Annotated in this window: 21 protein-coding genes; 15 read left to right on the forward strand and 6 right to left on the reverse strand. The window is 37.1% G+C overall.

Annotated features, from left to right (window positions below):
• Positions 1 to 90 precede the first annotated feature (90 nt).
• From CIN_RS09840 to CIN_RS09850, 3 genes are all read left to right on the forward strand, one after another.
• The gene (locus CIN_RS09840) at positions 91 to 996 is read left to right on the forward strand and encodes a LysR family transcriptional regulator (protein ID WP_008854947.1); all 906 of its coding nucleotides are present in this window, start codon (positions 91 to 93) and stop codon (positions 994 to 996) included.
• A 94-nt stretch (positions 997 to 1,090) separates the two neighbouring features.
• A complete protein-coding gene (locus CIN_RS09845) occupies positions 1,091 to 1,849 on the forward strand; it encodes an AzlC family ABC transporter permease (RefSeq protein WP_008854948.1) in 759 nt (252 codons plus the stop codon).
• The gene (locus CIN_RS09850) at positions 1,842 to 2,162 is read left to right on the forward strand and encodes an AzlD family protein (protein ID WP_245527837.1); all 321 of its coding nucleotides are present in this window, start codon (positions 1,842 to 1,844) and stop codon (positions 2,160 to 2,162) included. The genes CIN_RS09845 and CIN_RS09850 overlap by 8 nt, the downstream gene beginning before the upstream one ends.
• Positions 2,163 to 2,343: 181 nt before the next feature.
• Here CIN_RS09850 and rpoH read toward each other — a convergent pair whose 3' ends face one another.
• Both rpoH and CIN_RS09860 read right to left on the reverse strand, forming a co-directional pair.
• A complete protein-coding gene (gene rpoH / locus CIN_RS09855; RefSeq protein WP_008854950.1) occupies positions 2,344 to 3,246 on the reverse strand; it encodes an RNA polymerase sigma factor RpoH in 903 nt (300 codons plus the stop codon).
• Between the two features lie 453 nt (positions 3,247 to 3,699).
• Entirely contained in the window at positions 3,700 to 4,689 is a 990-nt protein-coding gene (locus CIN_RS09860; protein WP_008854951.1) for an RluA family pseudouridine synthase, read from the reverse strand.
• Positions 4,690 to 4,716: 27 nt separating this feature from the next.
• On the opposite strand from CIN_RS09860, the gene CIN_RS09865 reads away from it, so the two are divergent.
• Entirely contained in the window at positions 4,717 to 5,103 is a 387-nt protein-coding gene (locus CIN_RS09865; RefSeq protein WP_050798421.1) for a hypothetical protein, read from the forward strand.
• Between the two features lie 66 nt (positions 5,104 to 5,169).
• On the opposite strand, the gene CIN_RS09870 is transcribed toward CIN_RS09865, so the two are convergent.
• A complete protein-coding gene (locus CIN_RS09870; RefSeq protein ID WP_008854953.1) occupies positions 5,170 to 6,234 on the reverse strand; it encodes a PD-(D/E)XK nuclease family protein in 1,065 nt (354 codons plus the stop codon).
• Positions 6,235 to 6,425: 191 nt separating this feature from the next.
• On the opposite strand from CIN_RS09870, the gene hisN reads away from it, so the two are divergent.
• The 4 genes from hisN to CIN_RS09890 all read left to right on the forward strand — a co-directional run bounded on the left by hisN (position 6,426) and on the right by CIN_RS09890 (position 10,484).
• Entirely contained in the window at positions 6,426 to 7,226 is an 801-nt protein-coding gene (gene hisN / locus CIN_RS09875; protein ID WP_008854954.1) for a histidinol-phosphatase, read from the forward strand.
• A 5-nt stretch (positions 7,227 to 7,231) separates the two neighbouring features.
• A complete protein-coding gene (locus CIN_RS09880) occupies positions 7,232 to 8,374 on the forward strand; it encodes an MFS transporter (RefSeq protein WP_008854955.1) in 1,143 nt (380 codons plus the stop codon).
• A 6-nt stretch (positions 8,375 to 8,380) separates the two neighbouring features.
• A complete protein-coding gene (locus CIN_RS09885; RefSeq protein WP_008854956.1) occupies positions 8,381 to 9,157 on the forward strand; it encodes a DeoR/GlpR family DNA-binding transcription regulator in 777 nt (258 codons plus the stop codon).
• Between the two features lie 154 nt (positions 9,158 to 9,311).
• On the forward strand, positions 9,312 to 10,484 hold the full coding sequence (locus CIN_RS09890) for a M20 aminoacylase family protein (protein ID WP_008854957.1): 1,173 nt from the start codon (positions 9,312 to 9,314) through the stop codon (positions 10,482 to 10,484).
• A 123-nt stretch (positions 10,485 to 10,607) separates the two neighbouring features.
• On the opposite strand, the gene CIN_RS09895 is transcribed toward CIN_RS09890, so the two are convergent.
• Entirely contained in the window at positions 10,608 to 11,834 is a 1,227-nt protein-coding gene (locus tag CIN_RS09895; protein WP_008854958.1) for a mechanosensitive ion channel family protein, read from the reverse strand.
• 514 nt (positions 11,835 to 12,348) lie between these two features.
• Here CIN_RS09895 and CIN_RS09900 point away from each other — a divergent pair.
• The 7 genes from CIN_RS09900 to CIN_RS09935 all read left to right on the forward strand — a co-directional run bounded on the left by CIN_RS09900 (position 12,349) and on the right by CIN_RS09935 (position 22,676).
• Complete coding sequence (locus tag CIN_RS09900; RefSeq protein WP_040364363.1) at positions 12,349 to 14,553, forward strand: tetratricopeptide repeat protein; 2,205 nt, start codon at positions 12,349 to 12,351, stop codon at positions 14,551 to 14,553.
• Between the two features lie 94 nt (positions 14,554 to 14,647).
• Positions 14,648 to 15,901, forward strand: a complete 1,254-nt coding sequence (gene larC, locus CIN_RS09905) for a nickel pincer cofactor biosynthesis protein LarC (RefSeq protein WP_040364364.1) — start codon at positions 14,648 to 14,650, stop codon at positions 15,899 to 15,901.
• 129 nt (positions 15,902 to 16,030) lie between these two features.
• Positions 16,031 to 16,522, forward strand: coding sequence for a DUF3576 domain-containing protein (locus CIN_RS09910; protein WP_040364365.1), 492 nt, complete (start codon positions 16,031 to 16,033; stop codon positions 16,520 to 16,522).
• A gap of 24 nt (positions 16,523 to 16,546) precedes the next feature.
• Entirely contained in the window at positions 16,547 to 19,162 is a 2,616-nt protein-coding gene (leuS, locus tag CIN_RS09915) for a leucine--tRNA ligase (RefSeq protein WP_008854963.1), read from the forward strand.
• Positions 19,159 to 19,893, forward strand: a complete 735-nt coding sequence (locus CIN_RS09920) for a hypothetical protein (RefSeq protein ID WP_050798422.1) — start codon at positions 19,159 to 19,161, stop codon at positions 19,891 to 19,893. Before leuS ends, CIN_RS09920 begins: the two co-directional genes overlap by 4 nt.
• Before the next feature lie 20 nt (positions 19,894 to 19,913).
• A complete protein-coding gene (gene holA, locus CIN_RS09925) occupies positions 19,914 to 20,978 on the forward strand; it encodes a DNA polymerase III subunit delta (protein ID WP_083813392.1) in 1,065 nt (354 codons plus the stop codon).
• A gap of 492 nt (positions 20,979 to 21,470) precedes the next feature.
• Positions 21,471 to 22,676: a tyrosine-type recombinase/integrase gene (locus CIN_RS09935; protein WP_008854966.1), complete on the forward strand. Its 1,206-nt coding sequence runs from the start codon at positions 21,471 to 21,473 to the stop codon at positions 22,674 to 22,676.
• Here the strand turns inward: CIN_RS09935 and CIN_RS11755 are convergent.
• Together CIN_RS11755 and CIN_RS09940 are read right to left on the reverse strand one after the other, a co-directional pair.
• Positions 22,604 to 22,861: a helix-turn-helix transcriptional regulator gene (locus CIN_RS11755; protein ID WP_083813393.1), complete on the reverse strand. Its 258-nt coding sequence runs from the start codon at positions 22,859 to 22,861 to the stop codon at positions 22,604 to 22,606. The genes CIN_RS09935 and CIN_RS11755 overlap by 73 nt on opposite strands.
• On the reverse strand, positions 22,858 to 23,070 hold a 213-nt coding region (locus CIN_RS09940; protein ID WP_040364367.1), incomplete at its 5' end, for a nucleoside triphosphate pyrophosphohydrolase family protein. The genes CIN_RS09940 and CIN_RS11755, both read right to left, overlap by 4 nt.

Here is a 23,070-nt window from a genome sequence, read left to right on the forward strand (position 1 = left end):
ATTTCTCTTAACGTTTATAATTGAATTATTTTGATTGTAAGAAGAAAACTGATATAAATATAATTAATATTTTATATAAAGATTATAAAAATGAATAATATCAGCTCGCTGGATCTTAATTTATTAAAAGTGATGGATGCGTTATTGGATGAGCGCAATGTCACGCGTGCGGCGCAAAAATTATCTTTAACGCAGCCTGCGGTCAGTATTATGTTAAACCGATTGCGAGATAAATTCAAAGATCCTTTATTTGTTCGATCTTCACATGGAATGGTGCCAACGGATCGGGCTTTGGCGTTGGCAGAGCCGATTAAAAAGATTTTAAGTGATATTGGTCTGCTAATCCAACCTATAGAACTTAATCCTTCAGAGTTAGAACTTACGTTAACGATTGCCGCTAATGATAATGATATGATCGTTATTGGATTACCATTTGTTTTAGCATTAAAGAAATATGCGCCACGCGTTAAAGTGGCTTTTGTTTCATATCATAAACTGGATGTGCAGTTGATGCTGGAAAGAGGAGAGTTAGACTTAATACTAATTGATCCGCGTAACTCTCCGCCCTCTTTATATCATCGTGTTTTATTTGAGGATCAGTATGTGTGCGTCATGCCTCAAGATCATCCGTTGGCAAAAGAAAACTCATTAACGTTAGAAATGTTTTGTACTTTTGAGCATGTATTGGTTTCTTATCATGGAGGGCAATTTTATGGAGCAACGGATGATGCACTTCATAAAATCGGATTAAAGAGGCGGGTTGCGTTATCGATTACTAGCTTTTTATTATTACCGTGTGTCTTAGAGCAAAGTGACTTTATTGCAGTTGCTCCTGAAAGAGTAGCACGAAATTTTAAGAGTATGGTTTTAAAGGAACCTCCTGTTTCTGTACAAGGTTATACGAAGATTATGGCTTGGCATGAACGAACTCATAGAGATCGAGTGCAACAATGGATGCGAAATTTAATGGTCGAAACGTGTAAAGAATCATCATAATGGTTTTATTCGTTCAGAACCGAGATTAAGTCATTTACATTATATTTCGGAACAATTAAGATTTTTCCTCAACTTTTAAATGTAGGAAAAAGGAATGTCCGCTCCATCTTCTGCAGCACAGCAGAAATTAAAGAATCATATACATCACGAATGTTTACGTGCATTCAAAACAGCTATTCCGTTAATGATTAGTTTTATTCCATTCGGAATGATGCTGGGTGCTCAAGCAAAAATTAAAGGAATGAGCTTGCTTGAGTTGGTGTTGATGTGTGGGATTAATTTTGCAGGTGGATCGGAATTCGTAGCCATTGGGTTGTGGCAAGAGGTGCCGCCTTTATTATTGATTGTCTGCATGACGTTATTGGTAAATTGTCGTCATATCTTGATGGGGGTCACAATGATCCCGATCTGTAGACGTCAACCCGTTCGTAAAATGTTACTCTCTTTTTTCTTGCTCTGTGATGAGACATGGGCGCTCTCTTTGCAAGATAGTTACCGTAGAATGGGCGAAGGATATCGTGAACCGTTTAGCTATTCTTATTATATAACAATTGCTGTTTCTTTTTATATTACTTGGGTGATTACGGCTGTTTTAGGGATGCTTGTTGGGCCTTTGTTAGGTGATCTAACACAATATGGATTTGATATGGCTTTTCCAGCTGTATTTATTGTTTTGATCAAAGGGATGTGGAATGGATGGCGCCGAGGAATTACTTGGGCTTGTAGTTTGGTTGTTGCTTGTATTGTTCATCTGATTATTCCAGGAGCATGGTATGTGATTGCAGGTGCAATGACAGGATTACTCTTTGTTTTATGTGTGCCACCTCGTTTTTTTGAGGTGAATCGTGCTTGATCATTTAATAACACAACATGCTTTGTTAACGATCCTTGGAATGGGATTGGTTACCTATTTAACGCGTATTAGTGGTTATCTTTTGTTAAGAAATAAAAACTATCCACGGTTAACGAGGGTATTAGAAATATTGCCAGGCTGTGTAATGATTTCTCTGATTGCACCAATTTTTGTTACAGGAAAATTATCAGATCTGATTGCAGTTATCTTAACCATTCTTACTGCAATGCGCTTTTCTTTTTTAGTAACGTTGATTGTTGGTGTGGGTTCAGCAGGAATTTTGAGGCATTTGCTTCCATTACTTTTGCATTAAAGACAAAAAAATAAGGTCTATATTTTCATATAGACCCTGTAGTTTGAGGAAGAAATAGATAGTCAGTATTTTGTATCAGTATTTAAAATTAGTTAAGATGTCAGTATTTTATATTAGTATTTAGATTTAGTATTTGTATAGGTGTTAGTCATTTAGTCAAAGTCTTGAGTTCCTTTATTAGTCAAGCAAATGCTTGTCTACGTAAGTCATTATTTTGAGTTGCCATCACCGTATTTTGAACAAGCTCTTGTAATTTTTCAAAAGCTCTTACTTCAATTTGGCGAATGCGTTCTCTTGATATATTGTAAGTCTGAGACAATTCTTCAAGGGTTGCAGGTTTATCTTTTAATCTTCTTTCAACTAATATTTCACGTTCTCTTGGTTTTAATGATTTCATTGCCTCATTTAGTAAGGTTTTTCTGTTAGAGAATTCTTCTTCTTCAGCATATGTTTCTTCTTGGTTTGTTGTCTCGTCAACCAACATACTTTGCCACTCATCATATTCGTTATCATTGCCAATAGATGCGTTTAGGCTATGATCATGAGCACTAAGACGTCTATTCATATTTTGAACTTCCTCTTGGGAAACCCCTAAAGATGTAGAAATAGTTTCTAGTTGCTCTGGGTTTAAATCATTTTCACCCAATGCTTTGATTTGGCTTTTGAGACGACGTAGATTAAAGAATAATTTCTTTTGTGCGGCTGTTGTTCCGATTTTAACCAATGACCAGCTATGTAAGATGTATTCTTGTATAGCAGCTTTAATCCACCAAATGGCATAAGTTGTAAAGCGAAATCCTTTTTCAGGGTCAAAGCGTTGAATTGCTTGTAACATTCCGATATTACCTTCGCTAATTAACTCATTCAAAGGTAAACCATATCCTTTATATCCAGCTGCAACTTTAACAACCAATCTTAAATGAGCTCTCACCAAGTTGTGTGCAGCTTCGATATCGCCTTTTTCTTTCCATTTTGTTGCATATTCTTGCTCTTGTTCAAGTGTTAAGAGTGGAAATTTGCGTGTATATTGGATGTACTGAGTAAGGTTTGTGTCTGGGGTTACTTGTAACATTGAAGATACCATAACATATGCTCCTTAAGATATATTGTATTTTGCTAACGCAAAATGATTTTGTAGATCTTTAAACTTATCGTTGTTACGACCTTGTATTTGGCCGCTTTATTATTGATTAGGTTGTTGTTACCTAATGATTATTTTTATATCAGACCAAAATAGTCCTGTCAAAAAAAATACGTTGGTTTCCCTTGTGTTTTCATCGAAAAAAACGATGTTATTAAGCAATAAAAGTGGTCGTTAATAAACTACATGCTATATAGTCGTCTTTAGAAATTTTTCAATGGAGCAAATAAAGGGTTTGTTAATAAAAAATTAACGAAAAAAAATTACAAAAATTGCTGTTTTTTTAATTTTTTAAGAGATTTAAGTGATTCGTTATGGAACGAATCGGAATCTCACAACAAATTGACTGATTCGTTACCATATACGACTGTTATGAATTTTTTCAATTACACATATTTATGAATTGACAGATATTTTCGTGATTAATGATTGCATATCTTTTGGTAAATTCGTTTCAAATTGTAGATATTTACCTGTGGAAGGATGTGTAAACCCGAGAAAGGTTGCATGTAAAGCTTGTCGAGGGAAATCTAATGCCGCGTTTTTTTGTTCAGGAGGCAATTGTTTAGCAATTGCAGGGATCCTTTTAAAGTAAACAGGATCACCAACAAGCGGGTGGCCTTCTTTGGATAAATGTACACGAATTTGATGGGTTCTTCCTGTATCAAGTTTACATTGAATTAAACTGATCGCAGGGTTAATGATTTCTAATGTTTTATAATGCGTTCTTGCAAATTTACCGTTTCGTTTGACCACAGCCATTTTTTTGCGATCATAAGGGTCTCGTCCGATATCGCCTTCAATCGTTCCTTTTGCTGGATTTAAAATACCCCAACATAAAGCGAGATATAAGCGATCAATATTTCTGCTTGCAAAATCTTCTGATAATTTAGTTAAAGCTTGCTCTGTTTTTGCAACAACAATAATGCCAGAGGTATCTTTATCCAGTCGATGTACGATCCCAGGGCGCTTTTCTCCACCAATTCCAGGGAGCTGATCTCCGCAATGGGCTAGTAAAGCGTTAACAAGAGTGCCATCTTCATTCCCAGGGGCAGGGTGGACGACTAATCCTGCTGATTTATTAATAACAATTAATACTTCATCTTCGTAAAGAATATCTAAGGCGATTTCTTGTGCTTCTAATATATAAGGTTTTGCTTTTGGAATTTGCAATTCTATGTGATCACCTTCTTTAACAGAAGTAGAAGGATCTCTTACAATTAAATGATTGCGTTGACATAATCCTTGTTCTATGAGCGATTTAATACGCGATCTGGAGTAGTCATTGCATGTTTGGGCAAGAAAACGATCTAAACGTATATTATTGTTTTCTTGATCAACTAGAGCTACAACAGAAGACTCAATTGTATTATTTGCATCAGACATAGAGAAAGTTCCAAAAAAGTGATGAATATGCCGCCAGAACAGACAACAGAACATTTAACACAAAAAAATAAAGGAATGTTAGCTTTAGTTATTTTTCTAGGGGTTTTAATTATTATTGCAACGACAGTCCTGATTTTTGTTATTGTAGGTCGTTTTATGCATAAAGGGGATCAACAGTTACCAGCTGTTGTGAATACAGTAAGCTCTGTACCATTATCCTCTGTGACCCGCCCGATCAGTGTATTGCAAGAACCTAATGGCACGCATATCGCTCAAGTCTTTCGTCAGTCTGATCAAACGATGGTGATTTCTTTAAGTGGTGGCGGTCTCCCAGATCGGATTGTGATTTGGGATTTGGCTAATCAACAAAAACAAGCAGAAGTAAAATTGTCTGAAGCAGCATCAGCTCAGTAATTAGGATAAAAGGAATAAAGGATGTTGATATAGATGAGTAAAATATATTTAACATCCTTTAGTTATTTAGATCTCTTTTGAAGCACGGTGATATACAGTATCAAGTAATGCCATTGCTTTTTTTAAACGTTGAATCGTTGCAGGGAGATCTAATAAACCTTCGTTGTTTGTTTGAAGATAGCTCTTAGGATTTATTATATCTTCTTCCTGATTTTTGGGAAATAAAAGAGCTATAGCCATGTAATTTCCGTAGCGACCATATTTTTCCCATGGAATATGTTGTTGGTCTGCTTCTTCAAATACAATATCTTGTAACTTTCTTCTAATTTTATTACATATATTTTTATCTTCAGAATTTATATTGATTTTGATAACAAATTTTTCACGTTCTAGTTGTAAATAAAAACGGAATTTATAGTCTTTTTCAGGATCTGGTATGTGTTTCCAATGCCACCAATATCCTATAAAACCACCAGAAGGATTGCTGACATAGCCCCAATCACCATCATTAAATTCTTTTTGTAACGCTGTGTAAAACCCTTGCCAGCAATACCATTTATCCCAATCGTTTAACTTTATCGTTAGGTATTTGCCGATATTGTTTTCTAGGTTGGTTAGATAAAGGTGGAAATCAACAACAATATCGTTCTTTCTTTCTGAGGATGAAAGAGCAATATATTCGTTTAAGACCGATAACATTTCTTTCCTGGTATAAGGGCAAAATCCTGCTGCAAGTATAGTATTATAGTTGCTTTGTTCATGCATTTTAAAATAAATTTTATGAATATGGGCTGTGCTAAATTTAGCTTTTACTTCCTCAGTATATCGGGTTAGTTGGTTGGAATGTTCAGAGGTAAAGGTTTTATCCTCGATAACAATGATAATATTGTCGTTAATCGTTACTAGAACATCAATATGTTTCCATTGCCTCTCTACCTTGATGGTTTGAATTTCTAAATGATTGTTATCTTTTAAGAGAGAGCGGACAAATTGCACGGCACACTGATATAAATTAGGATCAAAAGATTGATATTTTGGATCAGCCCAATTGATCAGCCATGATAAAAACGCATCTTGTGATAATTCAGAAGTTGCCCAATCAAATAGGTTGGGTTTGGGATGTGTGGTCATTTGATAATCTCTTTAATATTCAAGAATAGATACTAGATATTTTATAGTGATAATATGCATTTCATAAACATAACGCAACATAACTTTATGTTTCTTCTAGAACGAACAAAAAGGATCACTTAAATATTGCATAAAAAATCATAATCGAGCATATATCTTATAGATCGGAATAATTCGATGAAGAGGATCATATGCAACATACATTACCACCGCCCAGCTTTTTACATGAGCTTGCTGAAATTGCAGAGAGAAATACGTTACAGACCTATTTGCATCATGAGAAAATGAGTATTGATACCAAAATCCATGAAGGGTTAAGGTTTGATCCAGTGACGAATGCAGATCGGGAAACGGAGTTACTCATTCGAAATAAAATTCAAGAATGTTATCCTGATCATGCGATTATGGGTGAGGAGTGGGGTAAAGTTGCAGGGAATAGTCCTTTTGAATGGATTATTGATCCGATTGATGGCACTCGACCTTTTATTTGTGGATTACCCATATGGGGATGTTTGATTGGATTATACTATAATGGCAAAGCCACTATGGGAATGATGAGCCAACCTTATACGGGGGATCGTTTCTGGTCAGATGGTCAATCTTCTTGGTTTTCTGGACGTTTTGGTGAGCGTCGAATGGAAACGAGAAAGAATGTTACCTTAGATCAGGCGATTTTACATACGACCTCTCCTGAATATGTAGAGACCTATCCGAATAACCGATTTGATATATTAAAAGATAACGTTCTGATGACTCGATATGGTGGGGAATGTTATGCGATGGCGATGCTGGCGGCTGGTAATATTGATATTTGTATTGAATATACATTGGAAACTTATGATATTGCAGCACTAATTCCGATTATTGAGCATGCGGGTGGGGTTGTCACAACGATTGATGGCAAAAGACCAGAACAAGGCGGATCTGCGGTAGCTACAGCTAATCCAGAATTGCACCAACAAGTTCTGAAATTATTAAATACAGAAAGATAAGATAAATGCTAAAACGTCATATGAATGATCGCCATTCAACGCGTATTGTGTTTTTGATTGCTGGGTTGGTAACCGCAACTTGGGCGGTTATTGTGCCTTTTGCAAAGGCGAATACAGGGATTAATGATGCTGTATTAGGGACATTGTTGCTTTGCTTGGGATTTGGTGCGTTGATTTCCATGCCAGCAGCAGGGCCTTTGACATCGCGTTATGGCTGTAAAAAAGTAATCATTGTTGCAGCGTTAATTATGTTAATTGCCACGCCTTGTTTATCTTTTGTAACAAGCCCAATTCTCTTGGCATTTTTTTTGCTAAGTTTTGGTATTGGTATCGGTTTGATTGATTGTGCGATGAATGTGCAAGCGATCATTGTCGAGCAAAATGCTAATAAAGCACTCATGTCTGGATTTCATGGCTTATATAGTGTTGGTGGTATTGTCGGTGCAGGATTGATGACAGGATTTCTTGCGTTGGGAATGCATATTGTTGTTGCCACTTGTGTGATGTTGTTATTGGTTATTTTCTTAATGTATATCAGTTTTCAACATTTGCTTTCTGAAGCCATGCCTTCCGAGGGGCCTCCTTTTGCTATTCCTAAAGGGATTGTGTTGGTTTTAGGAATTATTTGCTTTGTCGTATTTATGGTTGAGGGAACAGCTCTGGATTGGAGTGCCGTTTACTTAGTAGATGCAAAACATATGGATGCTTCACTTGGCGGATTGGGTTACACTGTATTTGCAGCCGCAATGACATTAGGGCGTCTGACTGGGGATTATGTCATTGGTAAAGTAGGGGCTTTGCGTGTTGTGATTGTCGGAGCAATCGTTACAGTTATTGGGTTCTATTTTGTCATTACAGGTGTTGAGTTATATACGCTTCTTGGAGGATATTTTCTAATTGGGTGTGGCTGTTCGAATATTGTCCCTGTGATGTTTAACCAAATTGGTAAACAAAAAACAATGCCTCAAGTTCTAGCTGTTCCTGCTGTAACGACCTTGGGTTATTTAGGGATCTTGGCAGGGCCTGCGGGGATTGGGTTTATCGCACATCATAGCTCTTTGTCTCATGCTTTTGTATTTGTCGCGATGTTAATGGTTGTCGTTTTCATTATGGCGATTGCATTACAGAAAAATTTAAAAGCAGGATAAAATTGAATGCTTGATTATGCTGCTTTTCCTCAACAAAGACAGGAATTTATTCACCAACAACTGTTAAAAAATGGTCGGGTTGTCTGTGCGACATTGGCAATAGAGTTAAATGTATCAGAACATACGATCCGTCGTGATTTATTAGAACTCAGTCAACAAGGGTTGTGTAAAAAAGTTTATGGTGGAGCGGTTTTATCTGCTGCAAAGATTGATAGTTTTGCAGAAAGGAAACATAGCTATCGTGATGAAAAGCATCATATCGCAAAAAAATGTGTAGAGTTTATTCAAAATGATAGCTGTATTTTTTTAGATACGAGCACGACAAATCTTGCATTGGCTAAGGCTCTTCCTAAAGATATTAAAGGCACTTTTGTTACTAACTCTCCAGAAATTGCAATTTGTCTATTACAGCTTGATTATTGTGAAGTCATTTTGTTAGGTGGGGAAATTCATCGTGATACGGGTGGATGTATTGGTGCTGTTGCTATTCAACAAGTGAAAGAGATGATTTTTGATCAAGTTTTTATGGGAGGATGTGCCATAGATCCTGAAGTTGGATTAACAGGGTTTTATTATGCGGATAGCGAGTTTAAAAAGATTGTTATTCAGCAAGCTAATCAAGTGATTGTTCCATTAACGACAAATAAGCTTCCTGTTGTTGCACGTTATGTGATTGCTCAACCAGAAGAGATCGATATTATTGTGACAGATAGTGCTTTGGAAACAGAGTTATCTTCGCAATTTAGAAAAAATGGTGTGCGTATTTTTAGTGCAGATCAGTAAGATTAATTTTATCAAATTCCTTTACACAATTTAATGACTAAAGAGCACCTTGTATTCATGATGCAGGGTGTTATGCTGAATAATTAAAGGTTGTTGTTAAACAATCGAGATTAGAAGAAATCTTATTTTAAATGTATGTGTACTGGATATTAAAATGAATAACATTCTAAAACTACTTGAAGAAAATAAAGATAAATTTGTTGAAATCCGTAGACAAATTCATCAGCATCCAGAGTTAGGTTTTGAGGAACATAACACCAGCGATTTAGTTGCAAAAATGCTGACTGAATGGGGATATAAAGTTCATCGTGGTTTGGCAAAAACAGGTGTTGTTGGCACGTTAAAAGTTGGAACTAGTGATAAAGTTATTGGTATTCGTGCGGATATGGATGCACTTCCTATTCTTGAACAAAATGATAAATCTTGGATTAGTAAAATCCCCCATAAATTTCATGGTTGTGGTCATGATGGTCATACAACGATGTTGCTTTGCGCAGCTGAATATTTAGCAAAAACAAAGAATTTTGATGGAACCCTTCATTTGATTTTTCAACCTGCCGAAGAAACCTTATATGGCGGAAAGCAAATGTTGGATGATGGATTATTTAAGCTGTTCCCTTGTGATGTGATTTACGGCATTCATAATATGCCTTCTTTGAAAAAAGGAGAAATTTATATTAAAAAAGGGGCAATGATGGCCTCTTCGGATACAGTGCATATTGAAGTCACAGGGGTTGGTGGACACGGTGCTATGCCCGAGAGAACGATAGATGCTGCGGTTGTGGCTTGTCATATTGTTGTTGCATTACAAACGATTGTTTCTCGTAATGTCTCTCCTAACGAAGCGGCAGTGATTACGGTAGGTAGTATTCAATCAGGTGATGCACCGAATGTGATTAATGAAAAGGCATTGTTAAAGTTAAGCGTGCGGAGCTTACATGCAGAGACAAGAAGTTTACTTTTAAAACGCATTACTGAAATTGCTGAAGGGCAAGCAAAAAGTTTTGGTGCTCGTGTAAAGATTGATCATATAAACGGTAGCCCTGTTTTAGTGAATGGTGATCAAGCAGCTGATTTTGGTATCAAGGTTGCAGCAGAGCTCTTTGGTGCAGATAAAGTGCATACTGACTTACCTGCGGTCATGGGCAGTGAAGATTTTGCTTTTATGTTAGAGGCACATCCAAACGGCGCTTATTTCTTTATTGGAAATGGCGACCAACCAGGTAGTTGCATGGTTCATAATCCAGGTTATATTTTTGATGATGATATCATTATCCCAGCTGCAGCCTTTTGGTGTGGGATTACTGAAGCCTATTTAAAAAAATAAAAACGGGATGAGATGGAAATAAGATAAAGGATTAACTGTGTTTTGATTGTTAATCCTTTTTTGTTGTGATCGACTTAGATGTAAAGTAAGAGGCAAGGTGTTTAGAGATAGCGATATATACTTTTATTCCAAAGAAGATATTTTTGCTTCCAATGGAGATGCTCTTTGAATATCCGTGCCTGATGGTTTTTGATATATCCCAAGGTTAAAGAAAGTTGCCGTAGCATACATAAATTCGAAAATTTCTGATTGTGTTTCTTCATATTCATTCCAAAAAACATTCGAAGTAAAGCAGTAAATTTCGATTGGCAACCCTTCTGCTGTTGGGCTTAATTGTCGCACGACGATATACATATCTTTACAAATATCTTCACGGGTTTTGAGGTAATTCAGGATAAAGCCACGATATAATCCAAGGTTAGTGATACTTTGATATTCAGGTAAAGCGATTTTTTCAGTGATATATTGTTTAATACTATTGATAATCTTTCCATCACATGTTTCTAGATTATTTAGTAACTCATTACTAAAGAAAACAATGCTGGATTGATCGACAAAAAAGCTGCGTTTAATCCTGCGCCCACCAGATTCAAACATTGGCTGCCAGTTGGTATAAGTCTCGGTAATAAAATTTTTCGTTGGTACCTGAGAAACCGTATTATCCCAGTTTCTGACGGTAATGGTATGTAAGGCAATGTCGGTGACTTCGCCGCTAATATTGGCAACGGGCATTTCGATCCAATCCCCTAATCGGATCACATTTGAGGAGGAAACTTGGATATTTGCAACGAGTGAAATCAACGTATGTTGGAAGACTAACATTAAAACTGCTGCGATTGCACCTAAGCTGGAGATAATAATGATGGGGGATTTATTGGATAGGGTGGCAATAATTAAAATGACTGCAATTGAGGAAACAACAATTTTCCCAATTTGAATATAGCCTTTAATAGAGCCTGCTTTAAACCCATGTTTTTTTGAATAAGCATCTTTGGTTGTGTCAAGTAGTTCATTGACTAAGATCATGATGTTTATAATCAGTAAAACACCACAAATCGTATGAATGGCTTCAACTAATCCAGAAGGCAATCCTTGGATCCATAAAGACATAAAATAGACAGTTACAACGGGTGCAATATTTGCTAGGCGTTGTGTAATGCGGATATCTTTTTTTTGTGTCTCAGCATCGCTATTTCTGTGTAAAATAAATTGGCGTACAATTCCTAATAAGGAATATTTACAAATAACAGACGCTACAAATCCAGAAAGCAACATCAATAAGACAGAAAACAAAGGAAATAATATTCGATTGGAATAAATCCATTCAAACATTGACGTTAAATTCTGCATGTATCAATCCTAATTATTAAAATCAGTTTTTTTGAGAAGAAGAGTTTATTACAATTTTAATAATTAAGCCATCATAAGAAAATTTGTTAAATAAGATTTTTGTTAATGTTAAATTTTATGAAGTCAGGAAAAATATGTAATATTGATATTAATTTTATTGGAAGATTAAAGTGTGAAGCAGCATATAATTTATTGGTTTTTTTTAGATCTGGTACAGACACACTTTGAAGGGTATGGTGATTTTCAGTAGTTGTGATTGAGTGCTGTTAGTTAAATCATAATTAAAGAGAGTAATTTGCTTATCTTCAGGCGCAGAGCCTTCTGTAAAAAATAAACAGTGCTATTGCCATAAACTCTATAGAAGAAGCTGGTATTATCATTGCTCGTAATATTATATGTTTTATTATCTGATAGAATATAAAAAATACTACAAGCTTATAAATCATGTATAGGTTCGTTTTGTCTTATGGTAATACTACTCAGTAGGGTAGATCATCATAAGGAAAATCGTAAGATGAAACGTTCCGTTAAAATTATGTGTTATTGTGCAGGGATAACGGCGTTAACGTCGACGCTTACGATTGCTTGTGGGCCATATTTTCCTTGGCAATTATTGGATAATCGTAAGGCAACGTTGTTAGATTTACCCGCAACGGATAGTTTTTCTCAAAAAGTGAAAAATCTTGGTTATGTGACAGAAGAAGAAAAGAAAAATCTATTTTCTTCGGATAATTTGAATAATGAGTATTCCAATCAGACAACTTGCCTCAATACAGATGATGCGTATAAAAAAGCGGCGATTTTATTTCATAATAAACAATGGGATGAAGCCGGAGAAGCTTTTGCGATATTGGCTTACGATAGTAATCCTGCTCAACAAGTGTGTGCTAAATATACATTAGGTCGGATTGAAGCCAAGCTTGGTCATTATGAAGATGCTGTGCAGTCGTTTATTGGTACAGCTTATTTGGTTGCGCATGGTGCGCCTGATCCATTGCATCTTGGAATTTCGGCTTATGGTGTGGCAGCAGGAGTTATTTTAGATCAAATTGGTACACGTAGAATACCATCACTTAATTCTAAAGATTATTCGGATGCAGGGATAACCTGGAGTGTTGGTCCTGTAAAAGAGGATAGTTTATTACAGCTTCAAAGAGCTATAGATCTTTACCTGAAACAAGTAAAATTAGGAGAAGATGGTGACGTTGTCTCATTGATTGTGATTTTACAAGGATTAAGTGATCCAGAGAATGAGAATGCAAAGCTGTTATTAGATCAAGCGGTGAGAAATCCTTTGTTACGTAAGTTGTTGTTAGCTTATGTATTAACAAACGAATATAATCAGGTTGCATATTCTAAAGCGCATACGCAAAATATATTAAATGCCTTTTTAAAAGTTGGTTTGGATCCAAAGAGTCATTTTGAAGATATGGGATCGTTGGCAGCTTTTGCGTATCAAAATAACGATATGGAAAAAGCTAAAGACTTTGCAGAGTATGATTGGAATAGAAATCAAAAAGCATTAGATGCATGGATTTTGGCAAAAATTGCACTCAGAAAAGGTCAAAAAGATAAGGCTCAAGAATATTATCATCAAGCGATTGCTCATTTTAATGATGATAGTTTGAGATTGGGGAGTAAGCACCGCGTTCAAGGAGAGCGTGCTGTTTTAACATTATCTCAGGGTAATTTTGTTCAAGCGATGGAAGAACTCTGGCCCGTACGAGATATCTATTGGGGTGATATCGTTTATCTTGCAGAGAATGTATTAACGCCTGATGAATTAAGGCAGTTTGTTAATATTCATACTCAAGTTCCTAAAGATAAAAAAGCGGTTTGTGATAAAGGGATTTATGACGATAATTACTATGACGTAGATATCATTGGTGATGATAGTTATGCTTATACGTTATCGGGACGATCTTTGGCATTGCGTTATATATTAGCACGTCGTTTAATGCGTGAGAGGCGTTTGCAAGAAGCCGTTCCTTATTTTGTTCAACCAGGTGATGCCAATTGTAAGGATACACCACAGCATGTGAAAATAGAGCAATATTATATTAAAGTCACAACGGATATGCGTAAAAGTTTTTGGGCAACGGATCGTGCTAAGGCAGCATGGAGTGCTGCAAATCTCCTGAATGATTATGGGATGGAGTTAATGGGCACATCAGGGTATCCAGATGAAAATCCTGGTCATTATTCTTATGGTATAGGGCAGATTATGGGGCCTAAGCATAATCCTAATAATGAGCCGTGGAGTGTGCCAGCAGAGCAAGTAAGAACAGGTGCCTCTTGGCCAATTCCTAATCGTCGTTTTCATTATCGATATTTGGCAGTTGAAGATATTTTATACGCAACGAGTTTAATTCCTCATCAATCACAAGCTTATGCGGCAATGCTATGTCGTGCAAATGGTTGGATGCAGCAAACGTCAAATTATTCTTATCCTGATGCGATATATTACTATCCTAATTTAGATTACGATCAGGCTACTGAACAATATAAATATAATGCTCAAGTAAGTGATCCTAAATTTGCAGAAGCTAAATCCAGAGAGCTTTATAATATTTACTTGAAAAGTGGTCCAGCCGTTCCTTTTGCGAAGGATTTTGGTTATGATTGTCCAGAACCTCAATTCGGAACTATTCCAAAATTAAAACGTGATTTGTTCTGGAAAGAAGTGAAAACTTCTTTGAAATTTTTAAAAGGGCATTAATGTTTGCTTGTATAAATGAATCTTTTTTTGTTTATTGAATTACTGTATAAATAATTTGTTAACGTATAGGGTTATTAACGAAAGATATAGTCTCGTGAGAATTGGGTATCTAGATTGTTTTGCAGGAATGAGCAGCAGTAGGCTTATCGGGGCATTAGTGGATGCTGGTGTGCCGGCGGATATTCTGCATGAGGCTGTTGAGGCATTAGATGTTGGTGCAAGGCTTGATTTAATGCATATCAAGCGTAATACTATTGAAACGACTAAGGCTCATATCAGCCTTGCTTCTGAGGATGTTGATATAGAAACGCTTCCTTATTATGAACTGCCAATTTTCGTTAATAAAGGTTTTGATAAAGGGAATTTTCAGCTTCTTAGTACAATTATTGCTTTGATTTCTAATGCGACATTGTCGGAAAAGGCTAAAGAGCTTGCTACTGAAACATTTATGTTGCTGGCTCAGGCAGAAGCCCAAGCGCGTGCGTTACCAATAGAGGAAATTTATTTTCATCGTATTAGGGCGTTGAATACTGTTGTTACGATTACCTTATGTTGTGTGGCTTGTGATTGGTTGCAGGTCGATCAATGGTATGCATCGCCTATAAATGTGGGCTCTGGGATGTTGAAATATCCTGAAGGGTCATTGCCAATTCCAACTCCCGCAACATTAAAGCTTTTAGGTGAGACAGCACCGATTTTTTCTTATGGTCCACAAAAGGAACTATTAACCGCCACTTGTGCGGCGTTATTAAAAGCATGGAAAGTCAGTTTTGCTCCGTGTCCTGTTTTGTGTGTTAATCGCATTGGGTATGGTGCGGGTCGAATTGAGTATGATAACTTACCTAATTTTTTACGTATTTGTATTGGAGATACGGTTAAAGGAAAATTGCAGGGGATTGATAGTAAAGTTGTAGTGACTGAAGCTGAATTTTCGAATTTACATCCAGAGCAAGTGAAGATTTTGCAACAAGAATTATATGAAAAAGCGGCGCAGCTTGTGTATACGTCTTCTATTTCTTCGGAAGTCAATCAAGTGACTGAAAAATTAACGGTTATTTCTTTACCTGATGATGCAAGGGCAATACGTCACCATCTATTTTCACAAATGGCATTGCATACGGTGCATTGGCATACAGAACATCATGAAGATTTGGCACATTATGATGAAATGATCTTAACGCCTTGGGGAGATATGAAAGTTCAAATCGGGCAATTATTAGATAATAAAATTATTTCAGTCGTTCCAGATGTTCAGATGTGTGAATCTGTTGCTAAAAAACACGGTTTGCACCCTGATCAGATCAGTAAAACGGTAAAAACGCTTTTTTTGACTAGAAAAAATTCATAATATAAAGAATAAAGATTTAAAAAGTCATTTAAACTCTGTATAACAAACGACAATATTATTGTAACGTTTTTTGTATAGATGCATCAACGTCAGATCACTGATTTGGTAACAATGGAGAGACCACAACTCATGAATTTTTTATCCTCATTGTCGTTTTCTCGACTTTTATTAGTCATGAGCGCCTTTTCTTTGGGGCTTACAGCCTGTTCAAAAGATAAAAAAGAAGATAATTTAGCATTTCCAGATCAACGTTTAGTTGGGGTTGACCGTTCCGCAACAGGTGGTGATGATAGTTTACAAGGTGGCGTAAACGCATATCTATGGCGTGCCTCTGTTGATACTCTTGCTTTTATGCCGTTTATTTCTGCTGATGCGGTGGGGGGAACTATTGTTACTGATTGGTATCAACCTGTTGCTGCAAATCCAGAACGTTTCCAGATTATATGTGCGATTTTAGATCGTCGTTTACGTTCTGATTCTATCAGTGTTGTTGTGCACAGACAGGTCAAAGAAAATGGCCAATGGGTTGATGCGCCAGTATCTCCAAATACAGCGTCTGATATTACCAGCAAGATTCAAGTGCGTGCACGCGAGTTACGTGCTGATAAATACAAAAAATAATTAAACATACTGATTTAAAATATTATGAGCGATTCTTCTTCTTTTTCGTATAATTTTCAACATACAGAACCTTTTTGGCAGCAAGAGTGGGAAAAGCGTCGCCTGTTTGACGTTCCTAATGTTCCTGATCCGAATTTGCCAAAATATTATGTTTTGGAGATGTTCCCTTATCCTTCTGGACAACTCCATATGGGGCATGTGCGGAATTATACGTTGGGGGACGTGGTTGCTCGATATAAACGTGCACGTGGATATAGTGTGTTACATCCAATGGGATGGGATGCGTTTGGCCTTCCTGCTGAAAATGCAGCAAAAAGCCGTGGTGTATCTCCTGCAAAATGGACGATGGAAAATATCGCAGCAATGCGTGCAGAATTAAAACGTCTTGGTTTTTCTTTGAACTGGGATCGTGAATTCGCAACATGCCAGCCTGAATATTATGGCCAGCAACAAAAACTTATTTTACGTTTGATGAAAGAGGGCTTGTTGGAACGCCGTGAGAGTTGGGTAAACTGGGATCCAGTTGATCAAACAGTATTGGCGAATGAACAAGTTATTGATGGAAGAGGTTGGCGCTCTGGAGCGTTGATTGAGAAAAAGCAACTTTTCCAATGGTTCTTTAAAATTACTAAATTTGCACAACCTTTATTAGATGGTTTAAAAACATTAGACAATTGGCCAGAACGTGTAAAAACCATGCAAGAACGCTGGTTAGGTCGTTCAGAAGGAGCGAAAGTTCGCTTTGCTTTGGATAGTGCGCCGGTAGATTTTGAAGAAGCGTTAAAATCTGTTGAAGTGTTTACTACGCGTCCAGATACTTTATTTGGGATGGCGTTCTTAGCTATTTCTGCTGATCATCCGATTGCTGCAAAATTAGCAAAAACAAATCCAAAAATTGCTGAATTTATTGTAGAATGTCACCGTTTGGGAACCTCTGAAGAAGCCATTGAGAAGGCAGAGAAAAAAGGTATTGATACAGGACTGCAAGTGGTTCATCCTTTTATGCCAGATCAGAAATTTTCTGTTTGGATCGCTAATTTCGTATTGATGGATTATGGCACAGGGGCTGTTTTTGGATGCCCATCAGGCGATCAACGTGATATTGATTTTGCATTGAAATATAATCTTTCCTTTAAAACAGTGGTGATGCCACAAGGCGAAGATGCACAAAATTTTGTTGTGACAGATAAGCCTCATACGGGGGATGGTGTTTTAATTAACTCTGATTTCTTAAATGGCTTGCCAATTGCTAAAGCAAAAAAAACAGCGATTGCACGTTTGCAAGAAATGGGTATTGGCGAAAAGGTAGTAAATTGGCGTTTGCGGGATTGGGGACTTTCTCGTCAACGTTATTGGGGTTGTCCAATCCCTGTGATTCATTGCCCAACTTGTGGTGTTGTGCCTGTACCTGAAGAACAGCTTCCTGTTATTTTGCCAGAAGATGTTGATTTTTCTTTGTCAGGTAATCCTTTGGATAATCATCCAACATGGAAGCATGTGGATTGTCCAAAATGTCATGGCAAAGCACAACGTGAAACAGATACGTGTGATACGTTTGTTGATAGTTCTTGGTATTTTGCACGCTTTACAGCACCAAACTCATCAGACCCAATTGACCATGCAGCAGTAAATCGTTGGATGCCTGTGGATCAATATATTGGTGGGATTGAACATGCGATTTTACATCTCCTTTATGCACGTTTCTTTACGCGAGCTTTAAATAAAGTCGGTGAAGTTGGGATGGAAGAGCCTTTCAAAGCACTCTTTACCCAAGGGATGGTGATGCATGAAAGCTATAAAGATGCCGCAGGTGAGTGGGTATCTCCTGAAGAAATTAAAAAGACTGATGCTGGTTTTGTAAAGAGTGATACAGGGGAAGCGATTACAGTTGGACGTATTGAAAAAATGTCCAAATCAAAGAAAAATACCATTGCACCTTCTGTGATTATTGAGCGTTTTGGTGCGGATACAGCGCGTTGGTTTATTTTATCTGACAATCCTCCTGAACGGGATATGGAATGGACGGAAGAGGGGGCTGTTGCAACGTCTCGTTTCTTACAGCGTTTATATCGCGTTGTTTCAATTATTGCTCAGGATGTTCCAACAGAAGTTTCTTTGTCAGAAGATATTTCACAATCTGCAGATGATCTTCGTCGGATGACGCATCGTACGATTGTTGCGGTGACAGAGGCCTTGGATGCATTTGCAATGAACGTAGCTATTGCACGTTTACATGAGTTAACTAATGCTGTTGCTGATGCTGAAAAACAGGCTAAAGAAAATGGAATGGATTTTGTTCGTCGTGAGGCAGCTTATATGTTGAGCTTATTATGTGGTCCATTGGTTCCACATATGGCTGAAGATATGGTGCGTTTGCTGGGAGGTAAAGAAAGTTTGGTTGCCCAGACTGCTTGGCCAATAGCTGAAGAGTCTTTGTTAGCTGCAACACGTGTTGTGATTGCTGTACAAATCAAGGGAAAATTAAGAGGGACTATTGAAGTTGTTCCTGATCTGGACAAAGATACTGTCATTGAGATGGCACGTTCAGAAAAAACAGTTGCAAAATTCTTGGATGGGCAAAATATTGTAAAAACAATTTATGTTCCTAATAAGATCGTTAACTTTGTGGTAGGCGGATGAGAGTTATTAATAAACTTCTAAAAACTTCTAGTGTGTTATTGGGAATTGGCGTTTTATTGTCAGGCTGTGGGTTTAAGCCTTTATACGGTAATACAAGCAATTTAGATGTCAATGATGAGTTACAAAAGATCTATGTTCCTGTAATGTCAGATCGTTACGGGCAGTTGGTTCGTCAATCACTACAAGAAAATCTTGCTGGTGCAGGTCCTGAAAATCCAAAAACATATGAGTTGGATGTTTCTCCAGGGTTAAGTGAAGAAGCAATCGATATTCATCAAGATAACTCTTCGGGACGATCTAGAATGGTTGGGAATGCGCATTGGGTCTTGAAAACTATTGCTATTGATCCTGTTGTTTTAGCGCAGGGAGATGCGCAAACAATAGATGGGTATACAGTAACTTATGAGCAATATTTCGCTCAGAATTTGAATGATGAGACAGCACAAGCGCGTGTTGCAAAAAATTTGGCTAATGAAGTGACACAGCAAGTGGCAACTTGGTTTAGAAACAACGATTCTTACCAAACTAAAACTAAAACACCACAAACACCTAAAACGACCTATATGTTACCAAGTATGAATCCAGGTTCAAATGGAGCTGCAACACAAGGTGTCGGCGTTGATGGTATGCCCGCAATGGCAACAGGTCGAAATACAATGATTCCTGTTGGTATGGATAATATGACGCCTGATGATGATCCTACTGTGACAAATAGTAACTCTAGTAATTAGTTGTTTTGCGGGTTTAAATTATGAAAATAGATACACGAAATCTTATGGTGACCTTGCAAGGTGCTATAAAATTTCGTGTCTATTTAATCTATGGTGAAAATAGTGGATTGGTTCGTGAAAGAGCCAACTTACTTGTTAAAAAAATTACTGGTAGTACAGACGATCCTTTCCAAGTTTGTGTTTTGGATAAAGAAAGTCATGAACGTTTAACAGAAGAGGCAACTGCTTTATCTTTGATGGGTGGACAGCGCGCAGTATGGGTCAGAGAAGCAACCGATACATTGGCGAAGTCTGTAGAAGTATTTTGTGCTTTATATCCAACAGACGATATTGATCCATCACGCTTTGATTCAATTGTGATTATTGAGGCAGGAAGTTTATCTCCTAGATCTCCGTTGCGTATTCTTGCAGAAAAACATCCTTTGATTGCAGCACTTCCATGCTATGCGGAAACAGGCCGCTCATTAGAAGAAACATTACGTGGTTTGTTTGGTAAAAAAAGAATAGCAGTAGAGGCTTTTCGATATTTGCTTGCTATTTCAGGTACAGACCGAGCTTTAATTCGTAATGAAGTGGAAAAATTGCTGTTATATGTTGGTGCAGATCCTGAAATTACGTTAACTCATGTGCAGCAGGCTATTGGGGATGGCGCCGAGTATTCTGTTGAGGATGTGGTTTATGCAGTAATGAGTGGACAACCCGTAATGGTTGATAAGGCGTTGACTAAAGCGATTAAGGAAGGGGTTAATATGATTGCCCTGACGCGTAGTTTGTTACAGCATACAGATCGTTTGTTGCAGGCACGTTTTTTATTTGAAGATGGGATGCCTGCCAAAGTTGCAATTTCTAAGCTCAGTCCTCCTGTTTTCTTTAAACGGACAGATGGTTTTTTAAAAGCTTTGGACAGTTGGAATTCTCAGTCATTATATGCGTTGTTACGATATATTCAAAAGTTAGAGTTTTTATGTAAACAAACTGCAACACCAGCAGAAGTGTTATGTCAGCATTTTTTACTAACGATTGCTCAACATGTAAAAGAGAAAAAAAGCCATTTAGATGAGAGCAAACTCTTTTCAAATTTGTAAAGACACGCTAAAAGAAGAGAAGTGTCTGCGTAGCTCAGCAGGATAGAGCACAGGATTCCTAAAATTAAATTGGGCGCTTTATATGGAAACGATAAAGTGGATCTGCTCAAATTCGGGGAACGTTTCGGCAGTCTTTTGCCATACCAATCCCGAGCCAAGCCTTGTATATAACAGGGAAGGTGTAGAGACTGAACGGGCAGTGCCTAAGGGAGTTATTTCCTATGGTAAAGAGACAGTCCAGCTTACAAACATTGTGCCAAGCACAATGGCGATGAAAATCGTAGTGAGATGAATCCTGGGGCCGTGGGTTCGAATCCCGCCGTGGACACCATTAATAAATGTAGACTGATGCAATTTAATAAAAAAATAGCAGAAAATAGCCAATAAAATATAAATATTTTTGCAGTCTATTGCAATCTAATGCAATTTAAGGCAATAAATATGGGGGTATATTTGGGGGTATAATTTTATAAGGGTTGGGGTATAATTAAAATGCTGACAGATGTTGCTATAAAAAAGGCAAAACCAATAGAAAAAGATTATAAACTATTCGATTCTTTTGGGTTGTTTATACTTATTACTAAAATAGGCTCTAAGCTATGGCGTTTTAAATATCGATTTAATGGAAAAGAAAAACTTCTTACGTTGGGTGCCTATCCAGCAATATCTTTATCTGCGGCAAGAGAATTAAGAGATGAAGCAAAAAAACAAATAGCAAAAGGCATAGATCCATCATTACTAAAGAAAAAAAATAAGCTTAGTCAAGCGGCAGCTTCACAAACAAGCTTAGAGTTCATTAGTAAACAATGGTTAAATTTAAATAAGGACCGTTGGACAGAAAAACATTCATACCTTGTTTGGCGTAGTCTTGAAAGATGTGTGTTTCCTTTTATTGGGAATGTAGATGTCCAGGATATAGATACCCCATTACTATTGGGGGTATTGCAAAAAATAGAAAAGGATGGTGCCACTGATACAGCTCATAGAGTCAGACAACGTTTAGAGGCTATTTTCAATTATACCATCTCAATAGGGGCTACTGTCCATAATCCAGCCAAAGTCATTAAGGGCGCATTGAAACCTACTGTTAAAAACAAACAACCTGCAATTATTAATTTGAATGAATTAAAAAAACTAATTGATACTACGGATCGAACCCCGGCTCATCCATTAACTAAACTTGCTTTAAGGTTTTTATCTTTAACAGCAGTTAGGCCGAATGAAGTGCGAGGAATGCGGTGGGATGAAGTTAAAGATAATTTATGGATTATCCCATCTGAACGTATGAAAATGCGTAAAGCGCATACTGTTCCTTTATCTATTCAGGCTTTAGATATATTGGACGTGGTTAAAAATTTTACAGGTCGTGGTGGTTTGGTTTTCCCAAATAGCAGAACAATTATGAAGCCTATGAGTGAAAATGCTATGGGGTATTTATTAAACCGAGCAGGGTATAAAAATATTCATGTTCCGCATGGGTTTAGGGCTTCTTTTTCAAGTATTATGAATGAAAAATATCCTAACGACAGGAATATAATTGATTTAATGTTGGCACATGCCCCTACAAATAATGTAGAGGCTGCATATAATAGGGCAGAACATATGGATCGTAGAAAAGAATTATCTCAAATATGGGCTGATTTACTTTTTGATGGATTACTATCATCACAAGAATTACTTTCACTGGCTAGGCGTTGAAGTTCTATTCTTTGAGTTTCCCATTCTTCGACTTCTGTTAATGACCAGCGAACGCAAACACTGGTAAACTTCATGCTTGTAGGAAAGTTTAAATCTTCCATCCACTTATAAATTGTCCTAGTCGAAACTTGAAATCTGTTGCATAAATCATCAAGCGTTAAATATCGTGTAACTGTTTGTGTCATTTTTTATCTCCCACAAACTTACTAAGATCAGGCGGTGTATATCCATCACCTTTTTTAATCTTGCCATTTTCATCAAATACAGGCTTACCATCGACAAACTTTGACCAGTTAGAACGGTTTACCTCGTTTAATGCGCCCTCAATGTCGATGCCGTGCATGTATGCAAGACCAATAGCAGTAACAATTTGATCCGCAAGAGCATCTGCAAA

The organism is Commensalibacter intestini A911 (assembly GCF_000231445.1).
GTDB classification, from domain to species: domain Bacteria; phylum Pseudomonadota; class Alphaproteobacteria; order Acetobacterales; family Acetobacteraceae; genus Commensalibacter; species Commensalibacter intestini.

What these genes read in the sequence shown, in the direction of transcription:
- CIN_RS09840 (WP_008854947.1), top strand. Translation starts at nt 91, where the DNA reads ATGAATAATATCAGCTCGCTGGATCTTAATTTATTAAAAGTGATGGAT.
- CIN_RS09845 (WP_008854948.1), top strand. Translation starts at nt 1,091, where the DNA reads ATGTCCGCTCCATCTTCTGCAGCACAGCAGAAATTAAAGAATCATATA.
- rpoH (WP_008854950.1), bottom strand. Translation starts at nt 3,246, where the DNA reads ATGGTATCTTCAATGTTACAAGTAACCCCAGACACAAACCTTACTCAG.
- CIN_RS09860 (WP_008854951.1), bottom strand. Translation starts at nt 4,689, where the DNA reads ATGTCTGATGCAAATAATACAATTGAGTCTTCTGTTGTAGCTCTAGTT.
- CIN_RS09865 (WP_050798421.1), top strand. Translation starts at nt 4,717, where the DNA reads ATGCCGCCAGAACAGACAACAGAACATTTAACACAAAAAAATAAAGGA.
- CIN_RS09870 (WP_008854953.1), bottom strand. Translation starts at nt 6,234, where the DNA reads ATGACCACACATCCCAAACCCAACCTATTTGATTGGGCAACTTCTGAA.
- hisN (WP_008854954.1), top strand. Translation starts at nt 6,426, where the DNA reads ATGCAACATACATTACCACCGCCCAGCTTTTTACATGAGCTTGCTGAA.
- CIN_RS09880 (WP_008854955.1), top strand. Translation starts at nt 7,232, where the DNA reads ATGCTAAAACGTCATATGAATGATCGCCATTCAACGCGTATTGTGTTT.
- CIN_RS09885 (WP_008854956.1), top strand. Translation starts at nt 8,381, where the DNA reads ATGCTTGATTATGCTGCTTTTCCTCAACAAAGACAGGAATTTATTCAC.
- CIN_RS09890 (WP_008854957.1), top strand. Translation starts at nt 9,312, where the DNA reads ATGAATAACATTCTAAAACTACTTGAAGAAAATAAAGATAAATTTGTT.
- CIN_RS09895 (WP_008854958.1), bottom strand. Translation starts at nt 11,834, where the DNA reads ATGCAGAATTTAACGTCAATGTTTGAATGGATTTATTCCAATCGAATA.
- CIN_RS09900 (WP_040364363.1), top strand. Translation starts at nt 12,349, where the DNA reads ATGAAACGTTCCGTTAAAATTATGTGTTATTGTGCAGGGATAACGGCG.
- CIN_RS09910 (WP_040364365.1), top strand. Translation starts at nt 16,031, where the DNA reads ATGAATTTTTTATCCTCATTGTCGTTTTCTCGACTTTTATTAGTCATG.
- leuS (WP_008854963.1), top strand. Translation starts at nt 16,547, where the DNA reads ATGAGCGATTCTTCTTCTTTTTCGTATAATTTTCAACATACAGAACCT.
- CIN_RS09920 (WP_050798422.1), top strand. Translation starts at nt 19,159, where the DNA reads ATGAGAGTTATTAATAAACTTCTAAAAACTTCTAGTGTGTTATTGGGA.
- holA (WP_083813392.1), top strand. Translation starts at nt 19,914, where the DNA reads ATGAAAATAGATACACGAAATCTTATGGTGACCTTGCAAGGTGCTATA.
- CIN_RS09935 (WP_008854966.1), top strand. Translation starts at nt 21,471, where the DNA reads ATGCTGACAGATGTTGCTATAAAAAAGGCAAAACCAATAGAAAAAGAT.
- CIN_RS11755 (WP_083813393.1), bottom strand. Translation starts at nt 22,861, where the DNA reads ATGACACAAACAGTTACACGATATTTAACGCTTGATGATTTATGCAAC.